Here is a 20618-nt window from a genome sequence, read left to right as displayed (position 1 = left end):
AACGTAAAGTATCTGTTTTTAGAAAAAATTAATTTTTATAAATTGATGGAGATATAACTCAATTCTTTTATATATGTAGTTAAATATGATTGTCAGAATGAACTTAAAGTAATTATGATTTCTAGAAATACGAACTGATGTTTTGAATTGGTTTAAAGTTGCTGGAACAAAATAAAACCAATTGAGCAAAAAACTTGCAAAAATAAAAAGAGAGATGTATATTAATTGATGTATCAATAATTGATACATCAATTAATATTTTAACAAGAAAGAAAAGGAACATTTTATGAAGGAAATGTTCGTAAATATCAGTGGAGAAGAACGCAAAATACTTATTCATGTTCTATTACAGATGCAAAAAAATGTAGAGAATATTAAAGAATAGAGAGTGTAGGGGGCAGAATAGTGTGGAAATAATCGCAGCTATTTTAGTCGGGATCGTAGCATTAGAACATTTGTTTATCATGATCCTTGAAATGTTTTTTATTGATTCAAAAGTAGCGAAACGTGCTTTCAAATTACCGAAGCATTTAGAAGGAGATCGAAACGTAGCCATTATGTTTGCAAACCAAGGTTTATATAATGGATTTTTAGCGGCTGGTCTCATTTGGGGACTTGTACTTGGGCTCAATCCAATTGGTTATATGGTCCAATTATTTTTCGTGATTTGTGTGGTGATAGCAGCTATTTTCGGAGGTTTCACATCTAATAAATCAATTATTGTGAAACAAGGACTTCCAGCTGTTTTAGCATTGGTTGCCCTTTTATGTATAATATAGAATCAAAGTTTTTCAATAAAAGAACTCATTTTTGAAAAGAATACGCTATTCTTTCTTTAGAATTATAGGAAAGGATGGCGTTTTTGTATGTCTATTTCTATATGTAGTGAATTATAACTATTCTCTCAAGGGACTCAACTGCTTTTCAGCTTTTGGATATATTTTCATCCATCTTTGTTTCCTCCTATTGTTGGATAGTGTAATAATTGATAAAAATTTTGATGAAATTGGATTATAACGATTGATCAAAAAAGTTAGTGATTAAAAATATTATTCTTTAGTACATACATTTTTAAGATGTTAAATATATTTCATAATAGTCTCTGTAAGATAGGGATAAGTAGAATAGTACTTTTTATAACTTTGAATGTCATTCATAATAGCACCAGTAAGAAGAAAACAAGCTTTACGGTACTACTAGTTACCAAAGATGTTACAGTAGTTTATTTAGAATCAGATTGATTGAAAGGTTGTACTATATGGCCTAATAATTTCGAAAAAATGTCGGTGTGGCATAAAACAATTATGGAGGTTAAAGATATGAGTACTTCAAATTTGAATGAAATAAGTAAACAAATTTTAAAAGAGGAGGAAACACTTCAATTTTCCTCTTTTACAAATGATGATGCCTTGCAACTAGGTTTATTTATCGTTGAAACAGCAAAGCGAGAGGAGAAATTGATTGCTGTTGATATAACGAAAAATGGTGTGCAATTATTTCATTTCAAGATGACAGGGACAAATGAGGAAAATACGAAATGGATTGAGCGTAAAAAACGAGTCGTTTCCCTGCATGATCGTAGCTCGTATTATATGCAGATACAAAGTGAAATAACTGGGGTCTCCTATAATGAAAAATATCTTTTAGATACTTCAGAATACGCTGCGTTTGGTGGATGTTTTCCTATCAGAATAAAAAACGTAGGGGCTATTGGAATGATAACAGTTTCAGGATTACCACCAGAAGAAGATCACGAATTGGTAATAAGGGCAGTTAAAAATCATTTGAAGCAATAGTAAAAGTAAATGTGATGGTTAAGTAAAAGCCAAGAATGAACATATTATTGTTCGTTTTTGGCTTTTTATTATTTTTTCTTATAGTCGGCTAAGAGGGTTCTTTTACAGGTAGTACTTAATTGTGCAATGTTCTTTAAATTGCATCGTTTTGTTCGAGTGAGCGAAATTGCTGTAATTGAAGATGCTCTAAATTAATGTGAAATTTGGTGATTAAAGTAGCTACATTTCATCTTTGTGTAAATATGAAACAAGCAGGATACATGAATAGAGAATGGGTAAAATAGTACCGAATGATGATTAGATTTTATGAATGATGTTATAAGGCTTTTTTTAGGAAAACTGAAGGAAGCAGTGTGTTTAGATTTAGAATGACTGGCAATGGGTGCTAGGAAGTTCAATGATTCAAAAATGAACTCATTTAAACGCATATTATCTTCGAGATGTATCATTTTGAAGAATATTAAAACTTAGGAGGAACGTAATTATGACAAAAGATTTCTATACTGCACTGAAAGAAAGACGTACTTACTATGGGATTAATAAAGAGGTACAAGTATCGGATGAAAAAATTAAAGAAATCGTGGAGTTTGCTGTGAAATATACTCCATCCGCTTTCAATTCTCAAACTGCACGATTAGTTGTATTATTTGGTGAAGCTCATGATAAATTATGGGATATTACCACTGAAACATTAAGAAAAGTAGTTGGAGATGGAGATTTTTCAGGAACGCAACAAAAAATGGATTCTTTTAAAGCTGGTTATGGAACAGTATTATTCTTTGAAGATGAGGCTATCGTTAAATCGCTTCAAGAAAAATTTGCTGCATATGCTGAAAACTTCCCAATTTGGTCACACCAAGCATCAGGTATGCACCAATTAGTCGTGTGGACAGGTTTAGAAGCAGAGGGATTAGGGGCATCATTACAACATTATAATCCGTTAATTGACGATGAGGTAAAACAAGAATGGAATGTCCCTGCTAATTGGAAACTAATTGCACAAATGCCATTTGGTAATCCAACAGCTGCACCAGGTGAAAAAGAATTCCAACCACTTGAAGAGCGTGTGAAATTTCATAAGTAATATTCGAATGTAATAAAATCGAAATTTAATCAGTGGTGGTCTTACTGTCCGCAAATAGCAGGGGAAGCTAACTGTATTGTAAAAATAAAACTGTTTATTAATAAAAAAGCTTATTCGTTTTTTTTATTAATCGAGTATGTATGAATAAAAGATTTTAAAACACTATTTTAATCTGTAAGGGAACAAGGTGATCGTTTTGATCACCTTGCTTTATTTCTTACATTTTATTTATTAAAAAACGCTAGCTTTTCATAAATGCTTGAAAAATTAGCGTTTTAATAATAGGTATCTGTAATTTGATTACTTAAAACTATATACGAAAAAGCTTTTATGTTATTCCTCAAGTTCTATCCATTCCTGTGACCATTCTTCTATTCCGCGAATAATAGCTTCTAAAGCAAATCCTTTTTGAGTTAAAGAATATTCTATACGAACTGGTGTCTCAGGAAAGACTTTACGTTCGACAATTCCTTCTAGTTCTAATTCTTTCAATCTTTCTGAAAGTAATCTTCCGCTAACAGGAAGAGAAGATTCAAGTGTACAAAAGCGCTGAGATCCAGAAAAAAGTTGGTAAATAATTAGTGCTGTCCATCGTTGACTAAAAAATTTCATTCCTTTTTCAAAGCGAGGGCATAATGTAGAATCATTCATTTTCCTTCACCTCCTAAAATAAATTATATAACATCTTACTATTAGTAACAAATGTTTTTATAATTAATTACTTGACGTAAATTGATTACGAATGTATACTCACTTACATAAAGTAACTAAGTTGTTTTATGTAACTAAAACTCTTTTCTTTAAATGGCCAAAGTTGTAATGATACATATTGCATATAAGCTGAGAGAAAAAAGAATAGCATCTGTAAAAACACTTACGTTGTGTAAGTTAAACAATAAAAAATATAACAATGGAAGAGAATTTTAGAGATTCTCTATACTAGGAGGTACCTAATGGTTACAACAGATACAATTCATATGTTAGAAGATAAAATTCAATTTATACATCAAGATGGAAAGGATATTTATTTAGTAGGCCCTATCAAATTGCCAATTAATTTATATGGGGAGACTAAAGTTTTTCAATGGTATTCTTGGTTACAATGTAGTGAGGTTACAAATAGTGTAGAAGGAATTATCGAAAAACTCTCATCTATTAATTTAGCTGATATGCAGCAATCTAGTGTACTTGTATATGGTGATTTTGAGAATTCTGAAGATGCCCTAATTCGTATGCATAGTATTTGTCACACCGGTGATATCTTTGGTAGTAAACGTTGTGACTGTGGATTCCAATTAAAGCAGTCTTTACAAATGATTATAGAACATGGTTCAGGTGCTTTATTTTACTTAGCGAATCATGAAGGAAGAGGAATTGGCTTGTTTAGTAAAGCTATGACGTACCTCTTGCAAGAAAATGGGTTAGATACAGTAGAAGCTAATCTGAACCTAGGTTTTGAAGATGATGTTCGAAACTATGATGATACAATTGAAGTATTAAAAGCGCTACGCTCAAAACCTGTAAAACTTATTACAAATAATCCGAAAAAATTAGAAGCGTTACAAAAAGCTGGATTAAATGTTACGAGTCGTGAACCGTTATGGGGTGATGTCTCAGAGTTTAATGAGAAATATTTGCAAACGAAGATTCAGCGTTCTGGACATTTTGAAGGGGGACACTTACATGCTTGAGCATGAATTGTATATGAAGCTAGCACTAGAAAATGCCAAGGCTATGAAGGGACAAACGACTCCAAATCCATTGGTTGGATCTGTAATTGTAAATGATAATCGAATTGTAGGGGTCGGAGCACATATGAAGGCCGGAGAACCACATGCCGAAATACATGCGATACGTATGGCTGGAGAACAGGCACGTGGTGGTACAATTTATGTAACTCTTGAACCTTGTTCTCATCATGGTAGAACAGGGCCTTGTGCTGGAGCAATTGTACAAGCAGGAATTAAGAAGGTAGTAGTTGCTACACTTGATCCAAACCCGCTTGTTTCTGGACGTGGAATTAAAATTCTACAAGATGCAGGTATTGAAGTACTTGTAGGAGTGTGTGAAGAAGAATCTAAAAAAATGAATGAAGTCTTTAATAAATATATTTTGACAAAGCGCCCATTTGTAACGATTAAATCAGGAGTTACATTAGATGGGAAAATCGCTACGTCTTTATCGGATAGTAAGTGGATTACATCTACAGAAGCAAGACAAGAAGTACACCAAATACGAAACGAAAATGCGGCTATTTTAGTAGGAGCGAATACTGTTCAAAAGGATAATCCATCATTGACAACGCGTATTCCAAATGGCCGAAATCCAATTCGAGTAATATTGGACTCGACGTTACGCATACCGATGGAAGCTAACGTTGTTACAGATAGAGAAGCTCCTACCTGGATATTTACAACAAGTAATCATGCAGAGGAAAAAAAGAAAGCATTAGAAAATGCAGGAGTTAAAGTATTTGTTACTAGCGGAGAAAAGCATATAAACTTACATGAAATGCTTGATGTTTTAGGACAAAAAGGAGTTTCCTCCCTGCTTATTGAAGGTGGTGGAGAAGTAAATGCTTCGTTTATTGAAAATAAACTAATGGATAAAATTATTTTATATTTCGCACCTAAAATTATTGGAGGTAGATTGGCGCCTAGTTTTGTAGAGGGGACTGGTATTACTAAAATGAAAGATGCAATTGAATTTAAGGATATATCATTTACCCAGATTGGAAAAGATTATAGATTTATTGGCTATCCAGCATATCGGAAAGATGAGAAATAAGGGGAATAAAAACTACTTATATGTTCCGGTAAATGGATTGCAGAAAGGAGCGATGAAGAGTGAAGTTTGGATTTGATATCGATGATACATTAATTGATTTAAGGCAGCATGCTTTTCATTTATATAATAAGAAATTAAACAAAAAAGTAGGGTTGGATGTATTCCATTCTTTAAAAACAATTGAAATTCATGAAGCATTTGGCATGACTTCGGAGGAAGGCGGTCATATGTGGAATAGTTTGCTGGATGAGATTTATTATACTTCTTGTTCACCGTTTCCGTATGCTGTAGAGACATTGCAAGAATTAGAAAGACAGGGACATGAAATTTACTATATAACGGCGCGACCTAAAGAGCATGGAGAGCAAACAAAAAAATGGTTAATAGAAAAAGGATTTCCGGTACATGAAGATCGCTTTTTCTATGGAATGAAGGATGAAGAAAAAATACACTTCATACAAGAAATAAAATTAAACTATTTCTTTGATGATAAGCCGGCTGTTTTAGAAACGTTAATAGGAAAACCGATAAATGTATATGCAAAAACTACTTCTTACAATCAATATCTCAATATCCCGCGTATTACAAATTGGATGGAGTTAGGAGATATTATAAAGAAAGATATGTGAGGATTTAAATGGAAAATCAAATAGAGCCAAGAGCATATTGAGTATTACAATTTTAGAGGAAAGACATACGTATTATGTCTTTCCTTATTTTTTAATACTATCGTTTTTATTAGTGTGATGTGCTAGGAGTACTTCTAATAGAGGGGAAATAGAAAAATGAGCAATAAGAAAAATATTTTTAAGCTAGTCTTGTATGGAAGCGTAATTTATATATCATACCAGTGATGGTTTTCCCTGGTGCCACAGTATATGCGGATATTTTGGGTAAGAAGTTCAAGAATTAATGAGATGTGTTCATGATCATGAATTTTTGGAAAACGAAAATTACAATGTTAGGTTATTTTGAATCAGTAGTGGACGATATGCAAAATTACATATTACAAAATAAACATCGTAATTTTTGGATTCTTGGTATAAAATACATTATTTAAACTATATATTAGAATGGGGAAAGTGAATTGGAATTATTAAGAAACAGTAAGATTGGTACAAAACTAAACATATTAATAACTATATCAAGTATTGCATGTATAGTATTATCCCTAATAGGGTTTTGGGGGTTAGAAAGAGGGAAAAGTACTTCCTCTAATATGTATGAGGATAATTTACTGCCAATTGAGTGGATTGGAATTGTAGAATCTAATTTTTATCACGTTAATATGAACTTTATGGAAATAATGTTATCAAAAGATGAAAAAAGAATGAACGAATTAATAAGAGAAATGGATGGGATTCGTAAGGAAAATGATCATCTTTTAAAGCAGTTTGAGGCTAAACTTATTTCTACTAAAGAAAAAGAATTATATAACACGTTTCATGAAACATTTAATGAATTAAGGACTCAAATGAAGAAAGCACAAGAATTAGGGAAGTCTAATAATGAGGAAGCATATGCATATTATCTAAAAGAGATTGAACCTAATATGCAAAAATCAATAAAATCAATTCGTGAATTGATTTTATATAATAGTAATAATGCAGAGCTTTTACAGAAGGAAAATAATAATAGTGCTCAAAATACAATGATAATGTTTGTTAGTATTTCGATTTTAGCAATTTTAATAATTATATTAATTGGATATGTTATTAAATTAACTATCCGAAAACCACTTGCATTACTACAAAATGATATGGAAAAAGTAGCAGCTGGAGATTTAACAACACGTACTCCTTATAAAGCAAATAATGAATTAGGGCATATTGTTCAGTCTTTTAATAGTATGTTAGATAACCTTCAACAATTAATTGCGAATGTTAAGATGACAACACAAGAGGTTATTTTTACTACGGAGGGCGTATTACAAGATACAAATCGAGCGTCTAGTATTTCAAATGAGGTTGTACAGACTGTTTTAGAAGTAAAAACAAAAATAGAAGGACAGGTAACTAGTATTCAGGAGAGCTCATCCTCAATGGAAGAAATTACAACCGGGGTGCAAACTGTAGCTGAATCTTCAGCAGTAGTCGCTGAGGTAGCAGTAACGACTACAGAACGAATAAATATCGGTAGTGAAGTGATAAATCACTCTATTCTTCAAATGAATAGTGTGCATGATGTTGTCGAGGAAACATCAAAAGTAATAAATAAACTTGTTACACGTACACAACAGATTGATACAGCTCTCGCTGCAATTACTAATATTGCCGAACAAACGAATCTTCTTGCCTTAAATGCCGCTATTGAAGCGGCACGTGCTGGAGAGAATGGGAAAGGATTTGCAGTGGTTGCCGCAGAAGTTCGAGACTTGGCTGAGCAATCTAAAGAATCTGCAAAAGAAGTTAATCATTTAATAAAATCCATTCAAAAAGATACCCAAGATACAGTTAATGTCATGCAAAAAGGACAACAAAAGGCAGTAGAAGGAAAAGAAGCTGCTTACAAAGCGAATCAAACCTTCTTGTCTATTATGAGAGATATTGATAAGATTACAGGTCAAATTCAAGAAGTATCCGCAGCGACAGAAGAGATGTCTGCTGGTACAGAAGAAGTAAATGCTTCTCTTTCGCTAGTTTCTGAAACTGCAACGGATGTGAAAAAGGAGACTCTTCAAACTGTAAATTCAATTCAATCACAGGCCGTATCAATTGAACAAATATCAATCCAATCCAACAAGATGAAAGAAAAGGTGGAAGAATTAACGGAATTGGTTTCAAAATTTAATATTACAGAACAAAAAGAATGAGTAAATTGTAAAAGATTAGGTACGGCTATCAGCCTAAAAATAATTGATTTTTTACGATTAAAAAGATTTTAGTAATTAATTCAATCACAAGTGTAATAACATGTATAAAAAACATGAAGACTTAAGAGTCTTCATGTTTTTTTTATTGAATAATGTCTGAAAAAATATTGATAATTATACGATATTTTGGAATTTATCACAAAATATTCATATATGCAAAATTACATACATTTAATGATTGATAATCACGAGTTAATGTAACTATAATAATTACACTGATAAGTAACTTATTGACGACAGTTATAAGTGAAGAAGGAGGGCTTTATTGTATTTTGTATATAAAAAAATAGAGAAGGAGATATGCAAATGAAAAGGTTACTTGTTATAGGCCTAATGTATACAATGTTTTTCCTCATAGGAAATATACACTTACATGCTGATGAACGAATAAATGCAAAAAAAATTACTAGTTTAGAAGAGCCTACTTGGATATTTCAGGCGGGCATAAGTAAGGGGAAATATCATGACCGACAAGATTTAGGATTTATTTTGAGGAGAAATACACCATTAAAGGTAAGACAAACAAATCCTAATTTTAAAGACAAATTAACATTACGTTTATTGTCTAATGACTCAAAAAATGAAAAATCCATACAAGTAGGAAATGAATGGGTTACTATCCAAGGTGATACGTCTTTAGTTCCTTTCATAGATACTCCGTACGGTGAAGAGCACGCTGTACTTGAGTACCAAGTAGGGAATGAAAGTGCTACTAAACCCCTTCCCATTTATAAACAACAAGGAAGTGTATCTCAATTTTTTAGTGCATGGGATCAATTTGATGGAGAGTATGCGTTACTTCAAGGGGAGAGTTTTCAATTATTTGTACCTAAAAAAGATAAAGAGTTAGTAAGATCTTTAAAAGATTTTCAATCGTTGGATGAGTTAATTGCGTATTATGAAGATATTTTTGTGATGTATGATTCAATTATTGGTTTAGATGGCTCAACGTTTGAAAATAAAAAAAGTCAAAATCGTTATTTCTTAAAAGCAGATATATCTGGTGCTGGCGGTGCCTATTATGGCACAAATTGGACAGCGAATAGTACAGATAGTACAAAGATGTGGTTAGATAAACTAAGTTGGGGAACTTTACATGAAATCGCTCATGGATACCAAGCTGGTTTTGATAATCAAGGAATATTTACAGGAGAAGTTTCTAATAATCTATTTGGTGTTCAATATCAATATAGTAAATACGGCAAAAAAGCAGATCAAGTTGGTTGGTTGTTTAATTTCGGGAAAAAGGAACAGGTAGAACGGAATTTATATAATGCTCTAATGAAAGAAAATAAAAATTATGATGATTTAGATTTACGACAAAAACTTATTCTTTTAACGATGGCGAAACAAAAAGCTGGCGATGAAGCATTTGCAAAAATGTATCAAGGTTATCGAAAACTAGCTAACAATACTGCTTTCAAAAAAGGTGACCATTCTTTACCAGATTTAATGAATCAGTATTATAGTGAGAATGGACAAGTTGATTTTACACCTGTTTTTGAAAGGTGGGGTTTTAAGCTTAATCATAAACAAATAGAGATGAATAGGGCGAAAGGTTTTCCGGCTGTTACTTCTTTAGCTTATATAGTGCCTGAATCACAATTAGCGAAAGCAAGAGCTATAGTTGATCCTGATATTCCGATAAACTCCAACTTCGAAATAGTTACGAATCAGCAAATTGCTCCACTTGGGCTAAAAGGGAATTTGCATATCCATTTAAATACAAATGAAATAGATACATTAAAAGGAGGAAAAATTAAATTAAAAGAAGGGAATACAGTTATTCAAGAGAAAACAATTGAAACAACAGATATCAATTTACAAGACGTACCAAATGGAGTGTATACGGTTGAAATTTCAGGTGGGAAAACGAATAGTATGTACCATTTCAGTTCGTATTATGCCTATGTAAAAGAAAAAGATAATAGTCTAAAGATTGATATTAACGAAATGAAAGTGAGTAAGTTGGTAAATGAAACGATTCAATTCCTAGGATTAGGAGATGACCAGTTTGCCGTATTAAATACAGACTTAGAGCAAAATCGAGCTATTTTTACGATTACTACTAAAACGCCTCATAGCTATTATGCAGGTGAAAAATATGCATCGATAGAGGTCTTTAATGAAAAAGGTGAAAAAATTTATACGAAGGAAATGGAAGGAACAAATGTAACAATTGTAAAAGATATCATTCCACTAAAAGAGGGATATAGAATTAAAATCTATCATGATGAAATAAAAAAACGATTAACTAGTAAAGCTACTATTATTAATCCTATGAATAAAATGAATGAATTTATAATAACAAAATGGGGATTGAAAAATACTTCTTTGCAAAATAATCCAGAAGAAAATCTTATACAAAGAATTGATGAAGAAATGGAAGCGATTATAGGTAATCAGTTTTTAAAAGAGATACCAATGCAAAAATTAGAAATGAAAAAGAATGTGTGGATGGCAATAAATATGTTATCAGAACCACAAAAAATAACGTATATGAATAAATATAAAGATAGCTTATATAATGAATAATTTTTGAGAAATGAATTGAATCTAAAAAAGTAGCAAACCAATCTATTAACCTATGTATGTAGAGGTATGTAAAAACGATTGGCTATAGTTAAAATTTTTTATCTATGCTTAAAATTCTAAAATACATTTATTTAATTTAATAATACGATTATAAAGGGGTAAAAATATGAATAATTTCGTAAAGGTAGGTTTAACTACAGGAGTGGTGTTATCGGCGATTATGCCTTATGGAGGAGTACATGCGGAAACAGAAGATTTAAAAGTGGAAACAAAGGAAGATACGTTCCGAACAGGTAATTTAACAGCACCTTCTCAAAATTCGGCAGAAAATGTAGCAAAGGATGCACTAAAAGGAAAAACAGAACAAGCATTATCATCAAAGCAAGTTAATACGGAATCCAAAGTTAATTATAATGTTACGCAAAGTCGTAAATCTTATGATGGTACTACATTGGTACGTCTTCAACAAACGTATGAAGGACGTGATGTATACGGATATCAACTAACAGCACATATTAATGATGATGGTGTACTTACGAGCGTTTCGGGAGATAGTGCCCAAAATTTACAACAACAGGAAGATTTGAAACAACCTATTACTCTATCAGAAGAGGATGCAAAGAAACAGCTTTTCAACATCTATGGAAATGATCTAACATTTATCGAAGAACCAGAAATTAAACAAGTGGTATATGTAGATGAAAATACAAATAAAGCTACAAACGCATATCAAATTACTTTTAGTGCATCTACACCTGAATATGTATCCGGTACAGTATTAATTGATGCTTTTGGTGGTAATCTATTAAAAGAACTCGTTCAAAAATTGGGTATACAAGTAGAGAGTAGTATTGTCCAATCTGCGACATCAAATAAATCAACAGATCCTTCAAAATTAACAGGTACAGGAAAAGATGACTTAGGTATTAATCGTACGTTTGGAATTACACAAAGAAGTGATGGAACGTACATGCTTGCAGATTATTCTCGTGGTAAGGGAATTGAAACATATACTGCTAATTATAAAGATTATAATAATTATAGAAGAAATGTATGGGGTTATCTCGATGATTTAGTAACAAGTAATTCTACAAATTTTACAGATCCTAAAGCAGTTAGTGCCCATTATTTAGCAACGAAAGTATATGATTTTTATCAAGAAAAATATGGACGTAACAGCTTTGATAATAACGGACAAAAAGTAATTTCTGTCGTTCATGGTTGGAACACAAATGGTACGAATAAAGGAAATCCTAAGCAGTGGTTTAATGCATTTAGTAATGGCGCTATGCTAGTATACGGAGATCCAATTGTTAGAGCATTTGATGTGGCAGGACATGAATTTACACACGCAGTTACAAGAAATGAGTCTGGACTTGAGTACGCAGGAGAAGCTGGTGCAATTAATGAAGCGTTATCTGATATTTTAGGAGTAGCCGTTGAAAAGTATGCCAATAACGGAAAGTTCAATTGGACAATGGGAGAACAATCAGGTCGTATTTTTAGAGATATGAAAAACCCATCATCTATCTCTTCTAGATATCCAGAGGATTATAGGCATTATAATAACTTACCTATTGATGCTGACCACGATCATGGTGGTGTACACACGAACTCTAGCATTATTAATAAAGTAGCTTACTTGATTGCTAGTGGTGGAAGCCATAATGGAGTAAACATACATGGCATTGGAGAAGATAAAATGTTTGATATTTTCTATTATGCAAATACGGATGAATTAAATATGACTTCTGATTTTAAAGAATTAAAAGAAGCTTGTATTCGTGTAGCAACGAACTTATATGGTAAAGACTCATTAGAAGTACAAGCTGTCCAACAAGCCTTTAAAGCAGCGTATATTTAATATTATTGTGATGAATTACAAACTCTTACATTTTAATATAGTGATTAATTTGTATTTATAGACAAAAACCTTGTAGAATTTTTCTGCAAGGTTTTTTTGAATGTTATCCCGCTATTTGCTGGGCAGTAAGACCCCCACCTCAAAATTTAGCTGTTATTTTTTTACTTGTTGTAAAGGATGGAAAGCTTTTAAGGTTGTGGCACGCCTTTTAAGAAAAAGATAAGGCGAAGCGATCTCGCTGTTATTTTCCAACAACAAACATTTGTTATTTGTATTATTTAGTGAAAGTTACCAAACGTTTTTCAAAACTATTTTACCTATTGCTTTATTTGACTCCAAATATTCATGTGCTTGTGCAACTTCATCAAACGTAAAAGGTTTAGAATCTAGCAATGGACGAAGTTTTCCTTCTTCTACAATTTGCGTTATTTTTGTTAAGATTTCTCCGCAATCATTACGCTTATCTGTATGTAATATTTTTAATGCCATAAAAGTAACGTGCAGAGAGAGTCCTTTTGCGTGTAAAGGAGAGAGGTCATGGGTTGAACGAGCTGCAATAGTTACGACAGTTCCATTGACCGCAGCAGCTTCAAAAGAATGATCAAGATTCTTGCCGCCTACTGTATCAAATATAACTTCAAATCCGTTTCTGTTCGTATGTTTTTGTACATATTCTTGAACAGATTCTTCTTTATAATTAATAGCTATATCGGCTCCTAAACGATGGGCTATTTCCATTTTGTTTTGCTGAGAAGCTGTTGTGAAAACTTTAGCGCCTGCCCATTTAGCTAGTTGAATGGCTACGTGTCCTACGCCACCAGTAGCTCCATGAATGAGAACATTTTGACCAGGTTTAATATTTGCACGATCAAATAAAGATTCCCAAGCTGTAATTGCAACTAATGGTAGAGCAGCAGCTTCTTCCATTGTTAAATTGTTAGGTTTGTGAGCAATTAATCGTGCATCGGCAAGCATAAATTCTGCAAGTGCACCTCCAGTTTCTTTAAAACCTCCAGCACATCCGTATACTTTATCCCCTGATTTGAATTTCGAAACACCTTCTCCTACTTCAATAACAATACCAGCTACATCGCCGTGTAATATAGCTGGAAACTCAGGAGCGACGGCTGAAACGGCCCCACTACGCATTTTTGTATCGATTGGATTTACACTTGTTGCTTTTACATCGATTAGAACATGACCTGGTAAAAGTTTTGGTTTTGAAACTTCTTCTAATTGAAATACAGATGAATCCCCAAAAGAATGGATAATTTGTGCTTTCATAGTTTATACCTCCTGTTTGTGGTTATAGCATAGCAAAGTACGAAAAATAAGTATAATATTTTGAATTTTGTTAGTGAGAATTTTATATAAAGAAGAGGAAAGTGCATGAAATGAAATAATGTAACGTACTTCTAAAAACTACTGTAAAGCTTTTTGAAGAAAGGGTAGATGTTATTTTTGCAGCATGATTTATTCATTATGTTTATTATTACTCACTTAGTATAGGTATTTTAAAGTGCCTACATCACTTTAAAGTACGTACTGCTATTCATGTTATGGCCGATTTATAATAACACTCGTAGCACAAAGAAAGTTATAACGATTACAATAGGCAACAATGTGGTGTTACAGTATTGCCTATCAATTTTGAGTAGAAATATGAAAAGTATAGATTTATATGAATGAAGGAAAGAAAGTGGATTGTGGGCTACAAAAAGATAAAATCGTCTTATTGTAGAGAAGCCTTTTGATTACAATGCGAAATTAATTGAAGATTTTGATGAAACTGATATTTATTATAATGATCATTATCTTTGAAAATGAATGGTAACTAGGAATACACTTAGAAAAGTATTACGAAATAAATCGTATGTAATTCAAGACATTTTTATTGACGATAATAATTTATGTGGTTAATATACTATACATAAGATTATTTAATTACTAAAAGTAATCTGATATAAAATGTTTTGTTGAATTCTATAAATAAGTAAGTTGTGGTAGAAATGCTTTGAATTGCCACTATTAATATTGGGGACAATTAGAAAGCGAAAGGTATAAAAAGAATTGGAATTTGATAACTCTTTGTTTTTTTATAAAAACAGGGGCTTCTGTACAATTCATTTTTAAAATATTGACAAGGATTATACAACAAGAGGGGGACTGAACTTGGAATCAATGACCTTTGTTTTATTTGGAGCGACAGGGGACTTAGCGAAACGCAAAATTTACCCCGCACTATATAACTTATATAGAGATCAAAAGCTTCCAAAGCAAATATCTGTTATCGGGCTTGGAAGACGTCAAGTATCTCATGAAGATTTTCAAGAAAGAATAAAAGAATCAATAGAGACGTTTTCTCGTCAGAGGGAAGAAGGTACTCCGGAACTCGAAGGCTTTTTAGATAATTTTCGCTATTGTCCATTAGATGTGAGTAAGCCGGAAGATTATGAGAGGTTATTACAAGTCGTTCGTGAAAGGGAAGAAGAACTACATATAAAAGGGAATAGAATGTTCTATCTTTCAGTTGCTCCTGAATTTTTCGAGACCATTGCTTTAAATATTAAGGAAAGCGGACTTGATAAAACGGATGGATGGAAACGTCTGATGATTGAGAAACCATTCGGGCACGACCTTACATCTGCTCGTGAGCTGAATGATAAGCTTAGTCGCACGTTTGAAGAAGACGAGATATACCGTATTGATCATTATTTAGGTAAACCGATGATTCAAAACCTTGAAGCATTAGAATTTGCAAATCCTGTTCTCCAATCAATTTGGAATAAAGAACATATAGCGAATGTGCAAATCACAGCGAGTGAAACAGTTGGGGTTGAAGAAAGGGCAGGATATTATGACCAGGCAGGGGCCATTCGAGATATGGTTCAAAATCATATGTTACAAATATTAATGATGACTGCTATGAATCTGCCGGAAAAGGTTAATGCATGTGAAATTCGAGAGGAAAAGCGAAAGGTAATGGAAACGCTTCGTAAAGTGAAAAAAGAAGACGTTCAAAGCCATATCATTCGCGGACAATACGCTGCAGGTGAGATAAAAGGCGGGCAAGTTGTAGCATACAAAGAGGAGCCAGGAGTAAATCCTTCTTCTAACATAGACACATTTGTTGCTGCTCGCCTGTGGATCGATAATCCATTTTGGACTGGCGTTCCCTTCTATATACGAACAGGCAAACGAATGAAAGAAAAGTCTACTCGTATTGTAATCGAATTTAAAAATACGTTAAAACAGCAATATCAAGATAATAATCCAAATGCAGCACCTAACTTATTAATAATTGAAATTAGCCCAGGTGAGAACGTTTCATTACAGTTAAACAGTAAAAATCCATTGAAAAATGGAGAAATTGAACCGATGCGTATTAACTTTACTTGTGAGCAAGCGGATGTGGGAGTACCTGAAGCGTATGAAAGACTCATTCATGATGCTGTGAGTGGAGACGCTACATTCTTTGCACATTGGAGAGAAGTTGAATTGTCATGGGAATGGGTACAACCAATTCTTGAAGCGTTCGAGGAAAACTTATTACCGCTTCATGAATATGAGTCTGGTTCATATGGTCCAGAAGCGTCTAATGAACTGTTACAAGAAAGTGGATTTAAATGGTGGTTAGATCAAGAGACGGAAAAATAAGTACTTTCTTTAATGAAAGCATTTAGGGGGACGATTACTATGACACAAAACATAAATCAATTAGCAGTGAATACACTTCGTACGTTATCGATTGATGCTATTAATGCGGCAAACTCAGGTCATCCAGGTCTTCCGATGGGAGCAGCACCAATGGCTTATGCATTATGGGCGAATCATTTAAATTACAATCCTAATCACCCAGAATGGTTTAACCGTGATCGTTTCGTTTTATCGGCGGGACATGGATCTAGTCTGTTATATAGCCTACTTCATTTAGCTGGATATGACGTTTCAATTGATGACTTGAAAAATTTCAGAAAGTTAAATAGTAAAACACCTGGACATCCTGAGTTTGGGCATACTCCTGGAGTTGAAGCGACTACAGGCCCGTTAGGACAAGGGATTGCTAATGCTGTAGGAATGGCAATGGCAGAAGCTCATTTAGCAGCGAAGTTCAATAAGGATGGTCACTCTATTATAGATCACAATACGTATGCTTTAGTCGGAGATGGTGACTTAATGGAGGGTGTCGCTTATGAAGCGATGTCAATGGCAGGACATATGAAACTTGGTAAGTTAATTGTACTGTATGATTCAAATGAAATTTCACTTGATGGTCAATTAGGCATTGCTTTCTCTGAAGATATTCAGAAAAGGGCAGAATCTGTACATTGGCAATATGTAAGAGTTGAAGATGGAAACGATGTTGATGCGATTACAAAAGCTATTCAATCAGCGAAAGAAAATACGGATCAACCTACTCTTATAGAAATTAGAACCATTATAGGTTATGGAAGTCCAAAAGTTGCTGGAACGAACAAAGCACATGGTAATCCGCTTGGAGTAGAAGAAGCGACAGCGACAAAACAAGTGTATGGTTGGGATTATGAGGAAGATTTCTTTGTACCTGAAGAAGTAAAAGCTCATTTTAATGAACTAAAACAAAAAGGTATTGAAAAAGACAATGACTGGAATGAGCAGTTCAACTTATACAGAGAAGCGAATCCTACACTGGCAGATGAATTAGAAAAAGCGATTACAGGTGAGGTTTTAATTGAAGCAAAAGACATTCTATCTTTTGATACTAAAAAAACGATTTCCACTCGTGTTGCAAGTGGGGAAGCTATTAATCATTATGTGAAATCGATTCCTTCTATTTTCGGTGGAAGTGCGGATCTTTCTCATTCTACGATGACAGATATAAAAGGTGAAGCAGTATATGCAGTAGAATCATATGCTGGACGAAATATATATTTCGGTGTACGTGAACATGCAATGGGCGCTGCAGCGAATGGATTGGCGCTTCATGGAGGAGTAAAACCTTTCGTAAGTACATTCTTTGTATTTAATGATTATCTTCGTCCGTCCATTCGACTGGCTGCACTGCAAAAGTTACCTGTTACTTACGTATTTACACATGATTCGATTGCTGTAGGAGAAGATGGTCCAACGCATGAACCAATTGAACAATTGGCAGCTCTTCGAGCAATTCCTGGTTTAACAGTTATCCGCCCGTCAGATGCAAATGAAACAGCAAGTGCTTGGGCGTATGCTTTACAGCAAACGGATGGTCCAGTCGTTTTAGTACTGAGTCGTCAAAATTTACCGGTGTTTAATGAAACGAAAGCGAACATAGAGAATTTCTCTAAAGGAGCTTACGTATTAACACAAACAAATGAAAATCCGGATGTAATTTTAATTGCGACAGGTTCTGAAGTATCCTTAGCTGCTAGTGCGAAAGCAAAATTAGAAGAAGATCAAGTTTCTGTTCGCATCGTTGCAATGCCGAGCTGGGAGTTATTCGATCGCCAATCGAACGAATATAAAGAATCCGTTCTTCCGTCTTCTATAACGAAACGAGTATCTCTTGAGATGGGTGTATCTCTCGGTTGGGAACGTTATGTAGGACAAGAAGGAAAAGTACTATCAATTGAAACATTTGGAGCTTCAGGAACTGGAGCTGAAGTCATGAATCTATTTGGATTTACGACAGAAAATGTTGTTCAAATTACAAAAAATGTGTTGAATTCTTAAGCTATGACTGTGAATACCTTTCTGTACATACTAACATTTCAGTGCTGAAAGGTATTCCAGATTGTAGTGATATGGATTTTTAATAAAAGATGATTTGAGGAGGAATTATATTATGCAAGTAGGATTAATTGGGTTAGGTAAAATGGGATTAAATTTAGGGAAAAATTTAATGGATCATAAACATGAAGTAGTAGCGTTTGATTTAAATACGAGCGCAGTAGAAGAAATGAAAGAGTACGGGGCAACAGGTACATCTAGTTTAAGTGAACTTGTTCAGTCATTACAATCACCAAGAATTCTTTGGGTAATGGTACCACACGCTGTTGTTGATTCTGTTATTGATGAGGTTACACCACTTTTATCAAAAGGAGATATTTTAATTGAAGCTGGTAATTCACATTATAAAGAGTCTATCCGCCGATATGAGCAATTAAAGAAAGATGGCATTCACTTTATGGATGCAGGAACTTCTGGTGGAATGGAAGGCGCTCGTAATGGTGCTTGTTACATGATCGGAGGAGATCAAGAAGCTTGGGACATCGTTGAACCTATCTTCCGCGATACTGCTGTAGAAAATGGATTCTTATATGCTGGAAAAGCTGGTAGTGGTCACTTCTTAAAAATGGTTCATAACGGAATTGAATACGGTATGATGGCTGCTATTGGTGAAGGATTTGAGATTCTAGAAAAAAGTGAATTTGACTACGATTATGAAAAAGTATCAAGAGTATGGAACAACGGTTCAGTCATTCGTTCTTGGTTAATGGAATTAACAGAAAATGCATTTTCTAAAGATGCAAAACTGGATGAGATTAAGGGTGTTATGCATTCTTCTGGTGAAGGAAAATGGACAGTAGAAACAGCATTAGACCTTCAAACAGCAACTCCTGTTATCGCAATGTCTCTATTAATGCGCTACCGCTCATTAGACAATGATACATTTACAGGAAAAGTTGTAGCAGCTCTGCGCAATGAATTTGGCGGACATGCAGTAGAAAAGAAATAAAGTGAAACTTTAATAAGTAGGGGCTTCATTCCACACAAATCGGGCTTTTACGGGATAAGCATATTAAACATGTAACTCATCAACGTTTAAAAACTGGAGGGAATTAATCATGAAATTTTTTATTGATACTGCAAATCTTGAGGATATAAAAAAAGCATATAAACTTGGAGTTTTAGCTGGTGTTACAACGAATCCTTCTTTAGTAGCAAAAGAGGGCATTAAATTTGAAGACCGTATTGCAGAAATTTGTCAGGCAGTTCCTAAAGTTGAATCTGTTTCGGCAGAAGTAACGCCAGATGCTGTTACAGCTGAAGAGATGATCGCCCAAGCAGAAGAACTGATTAAAATTAACGGTGGCGATGAAAAAGTTACAATTAAACTTCCGATGACGTTAGCAGGATTAGAAGCTTGTCGCTACCTTACTGAAAAAGGTGTGAAAACGAATGTTACACTTATTTTCACGGTGAACCAAGCACTTTTAGCTGCTCGAGCAGGTGCAACGTACGTTTCTCCATTTTTAGGACGTTTAGATGATATTTCTGAAGATGGTGTACTATTAGTTGCTAAAATTGCTGAATTATTCGATGTTCATCAACTAGATACACAAATTATTGCGGCTTCTGTTAGACATCCAGATCATGTAACTCGTGTAGCGATGGCAGGTGCTCACATTGCAACAATCCCTTATAAAGTAATTGAACAACTTGCTATGCACCCATTAACAGACCAAGGTATTGAGAAATTTGCTGCTGATTGGGCGAAAGCGCCTAAATTATAATGTTATGAAAGTGAAGGTGCTTTCCGAAAGTTGTTTTTCATGAGAAGACAAATCCTAAGTAACTTCATCGTTTAAAGTGGATACTGAGTTTGTAGTCTTACTACGTGAAAACAGCAAGAGAAGAAAGTGTCATTCACTTTTAAAAAAGGGAAAATTGATCGCGCGAAGCGTTTATCACAATAACATTATAATTATGGAAGAGAAA

The 20618-nt window shown here is 33.8% G+C and carries 16 protein-coding genes and 1 pseudogene; 15 read left to right on the top strand and 2 right to left on the bottom strand.

Translation table 11 applies throughout. The features are described from left to right. The first annotated feature begins 407 nt into the window (after positions 1-407). From D1166_RS04920 to D1166_RS04910, 3 genes are all read left to right on the top strand, one after another. A complete protein-coding gene (locus tag D1166_RS04920) occupies positions 408-779 on the top strand; it encodes a DUF1304 domain-containing protein (RefSeq protein ID WP_000402471.1) in 372 nt (123 codons plus the stop codon). Between the two features lie 501 nt (positions 780-1280). Continuing rightward, on the top strand, positions 1281-1796 hold the full coding sequence (locus D1166_RS04915; protein WP_100070332.1) for a heme-degrading domain-containing protein: 516 nt from the start codon (positions 1281-1283) through the stop codon (positions 1794-1796). A 484-nt stretch (positions 1797-2280) separates the two neighbouring features. Next, the gene (locus tag D1166_RS04910; RefSeq protein ID WP_000158938.1) at positions 2281-2880 is read left to right on the top strand and encodes a nitroreductase family protein; all 600 of its coding nucleotides are present in this window, start codon (positions 2281-2283) and stop codon (positions 2878-2880) included. A 333-nt stretch (positions 2881-3213) separates the two neighbouring features. Here D1166_RS04910 and D1166_RS04905 read toward each other — a convergent pair whose 3' ends face one another. After that, a complete protein-coding gene (locus tag D1166_RS04905) occupies positions 3214-3531 on the bottom strand; it encodes a winged helix-turn-helix transcriptional regulator (protein ID WP_001000104.1) in 318 nt (105 codons plus the stop codon). Between the two features lie 302 nt (positions 3532-3833). Here D1166_RS04905 and D1166_RS04900 point away from each other — a divergent pair, with 302 nt between their 5' ends. From D1166_RS04900 to D1166_RS04875, 7 genes are all read left to right on the top strand, one after another. After that, positions 3834-4571: a GTP cyclohydrolase II gene (locus tag D1166_RS04900; RefSeq protein WP_000258863.1), complete on the top strand. Its 738-nt coding sequence runs from the start codon at positions 3834-3836 to the stop codon at positions 4569-4571. Beyond that, on the top strand, positions 4564-5667 hold the full coding sequence (gene ribD, locus D1166_RS04895; protein WP_000889433.1) for a bifunctional diaminohydroxyphosphoribosylaminopyrimidine deaminase/5-amino-6-(5-phosphoribosylamino)uracil reductase RibD: 1104 nt from the start codon (positions 4564-4566) through the stop codon (positions 5665-5667). Before D1166_RS04900 ends, ribD begins: the two co-directional genes overlap by 8 nt. A 59-nt stretch (positions 5668-5726) precedes the next feature. Continuing rightward, positions 5727-6296, top strand: a complete 570-nt coding sequence (locus D1166_RS04890; protein WP_000668223.1) for a 5' nucleotidase, NT5C type — start codon at positions 5727-5729, stop codon at positions 6294-6296. Positions 6297-6598: 302 nt separating this feature from the next. Then, entirely contained in the window at positions 6599-6727 is a 129-nt protein-coding gene (locus D1166_RS31710) for a hypothetical protein (protein WP_255422337.1), read from the top strand. A 27-nt stretch (positions 6728-6754) separates the two neighbouring features. Then, on the top strand, positions 6755-8479 hold the full coding sequence (locus tag D1166_RS04885; protein WP_000421999.1) for a methyl-accepting chemotaxis protein: 1725 nt from the start codon (positions 6755-6757) through the stop codon (positions 8477-8479). A 366-nt stretch (positions 8480-8845) separates the two neighbouring features. After that, on the top strand, positions 8846-11074 hold the full coding sequence (locus D1166_RS04880; protein ID WP_088361423.1) for a putative mucin/carbohydrate-binding domain-containing protein: 2229 nt from the start codon (positions 8846-8848) through the stop codon (positions 11072-11074). Between the two features lie 166 nt (positions 11075-11240). After that, positions 11241-12938 (top strand): M4 family metallopeptidase, encoded by a 1698-nt coding sequence (locus D1166_RS04875; protein WP_001058954.1) that lies wholly within the window; start codon positions 11241-11243, stop codon positions 12936-12938. 288 nt (positions 12939-13226) lie between these two features. Here the strand turns inward: D1166_RS04875 and D1166_RS04870 are convergent, their stop codons facing one another. Further along, positions 13227-14222 (bottom strand): zinc-dependent alcohol dehydrogenase family protein, encoded by a 996-nt coding sequence (locus tag D1166_RS04870; RefSeq protein ID WP_000647256.1) that lies wholly within the window; start codon positions 14220-14222, stop codon positions 13227-13229. 408 nt (positions 14223-14630) lie between these two features. Here D1166_RS04870 and D1166_RS04860 point away from each other — a divergent pair. From D1166_RS04860 to fsa, 5 genes and pseudogenes are all read left to right on the top strand, one after another. Next, a pseudogene (locus D1166_RS04860) lies at positions 14631-14759 on the top strand (glucose-6-phosphate dehydrogenase); the annotation flags it as partial. Positions 14760-15110: 351 nt separating this feature from the next. Continuing rightward, positions 15111-16595, top strand: a complete 1485-nt coding sequence (zwf, locus tag D1166_RS04855; protein ID WP_000445359.1) for a glucose-6-phosphate dehydrogenase — start codon at positions 15111-15113, stop codon at positions 16593-16595. Between the two features lie 39 nt (positions 16596-16634). Beyond that, on the top strand, positions 16635-18629 hold the full coding sequence (gene tkt, locus D1166_RS04850; RefSeq protein WP_000193050.1) for a transketolase: 1995 nt from the start codon (positions 16635-16637) through the stop codon (positions 18627-18629). A gap of 112 nt (positions 18630-18741) precedes the next feature. Next, positions 18742-19635: a phosphogluconate dehydrogenase (NAD(+)-dependent, decarboxylating) gene (gnd, locus tag D1166_RS04845; RefSeq protein ID WP_001195925.1), complete on the top strand. Its 894-nt coding sequence runs from the start codon at positions 18742-18744 to the stop codon at positions 19633-19635. 109 nt (positions 19636-19744) lie between these two features. Then, entirely contained in the window at positions 19745-20413 is a 669-nt protein-coding gene (gene fsa, locus D1166_RS04840) for a fructose-6-phosphate aldolase (RefSeq protein WP_000667676.1), read from the top strand. Positions 20414-20618 lie beyond the last annotated feature (205 nt).

The sequence above is a fragment of the Bacillus sp. ISO11 genome (assembly GCF_003458115.1).
Classification (GTDB): Bacteria; Bacillota; Bacilli; order Bacillales; family Bacillaceae_G; genus Bacillus_A; species Bacillus_A cereus.
The sequence above is the reverse complement of the archived record's forward strand: the minus strand, read 5'-3'. Positions and strand labels throughout refer to the sequence as shown.

Excerpts from the sequence above, each read along its gene's own strand:
- gnd (WP_001195925.1), top strand. The coding sequence starts at position 18,742 with ATGCAAGTAGGATTAATTGGGTTAGGTAAAATGGGATTAAATTTAGGG.
- D1166_RS04875 (WP_001058954.1), top strand. The coding sequence starts at position 11,241 with ATGAATAATTTCGTAAAGGTAGGTTTAACTACAGGAGTGGTGTTATCG.
- D1166_RS04900 (WP_000258863.1), top strand. The coding sequence starts at position 3,834 with ATGGTTACAACAGATACAATTCATATGTTAGAAGATAAAATTCAATTT.
- tkt (WP_000193050.1), top strand. The coding sequence starts at position 16,635 with ATGACACAAAACATAAATCAATTAGCAGTGAATACACTTCGTACGTTA.
- D1166_RS04905 (WP_001000104.1), bottom strand. The coding sequence starts at position 3,531 with ATGAATGATTCTACATTATGCCCTCGCTTTGAAAAAGGAATGAAATTT.
- D1166_RS04880 (WP_088361423.1), top strand. The coding sequence starts at position 8,846 with ATGAAAAGGTTACTTGTTATAGGCCTAATGTATACAATGTTTTTCCTC.
- D1166_RS04915 (WP_100070332.1), top strand. The coding sequence starts at position 1,281 with ATGTCGGTGTGGCATAAAACAATTATGGAGGTTAAAGATATGAGTACT.
- ribD (WP_000889433.1), top strand. The coding sequence starts at position 4,564 with ATGCTTGAGCATGAATTGTATATGAAGCTAGCACTAGAAAATGCCAAG.
- D1166_RS31710 (WP_255422337.1), top strand. The coding sequence starts at position 6,599 with ATGAATTTTTGGAAAACGAAAATTACAATGTTAGGTTATTTTGAATCA.
- D1166_RS04870 (WP_000647256.1), bottom strand. The coding sequence starts at position 14,222 with ATGAAAGCACAAATTATCCATTCTTTTGGGGATTCATCTGTATTTCAA.
- D1166_RS04910 (WP_000158938.1), top strand. The coding sequence starts at position 2,281 with ATGACAAAAGATTTCTATACTGCACTGAAAGAAAGACGTACTTACTAT.
- fsa (WP_000667676.1), top strand. The coding sequence starts at position 19,745 with ATGAAATTTTTTATTGATACTGCAAATCTTGAGGATATAAAAAAAGCA.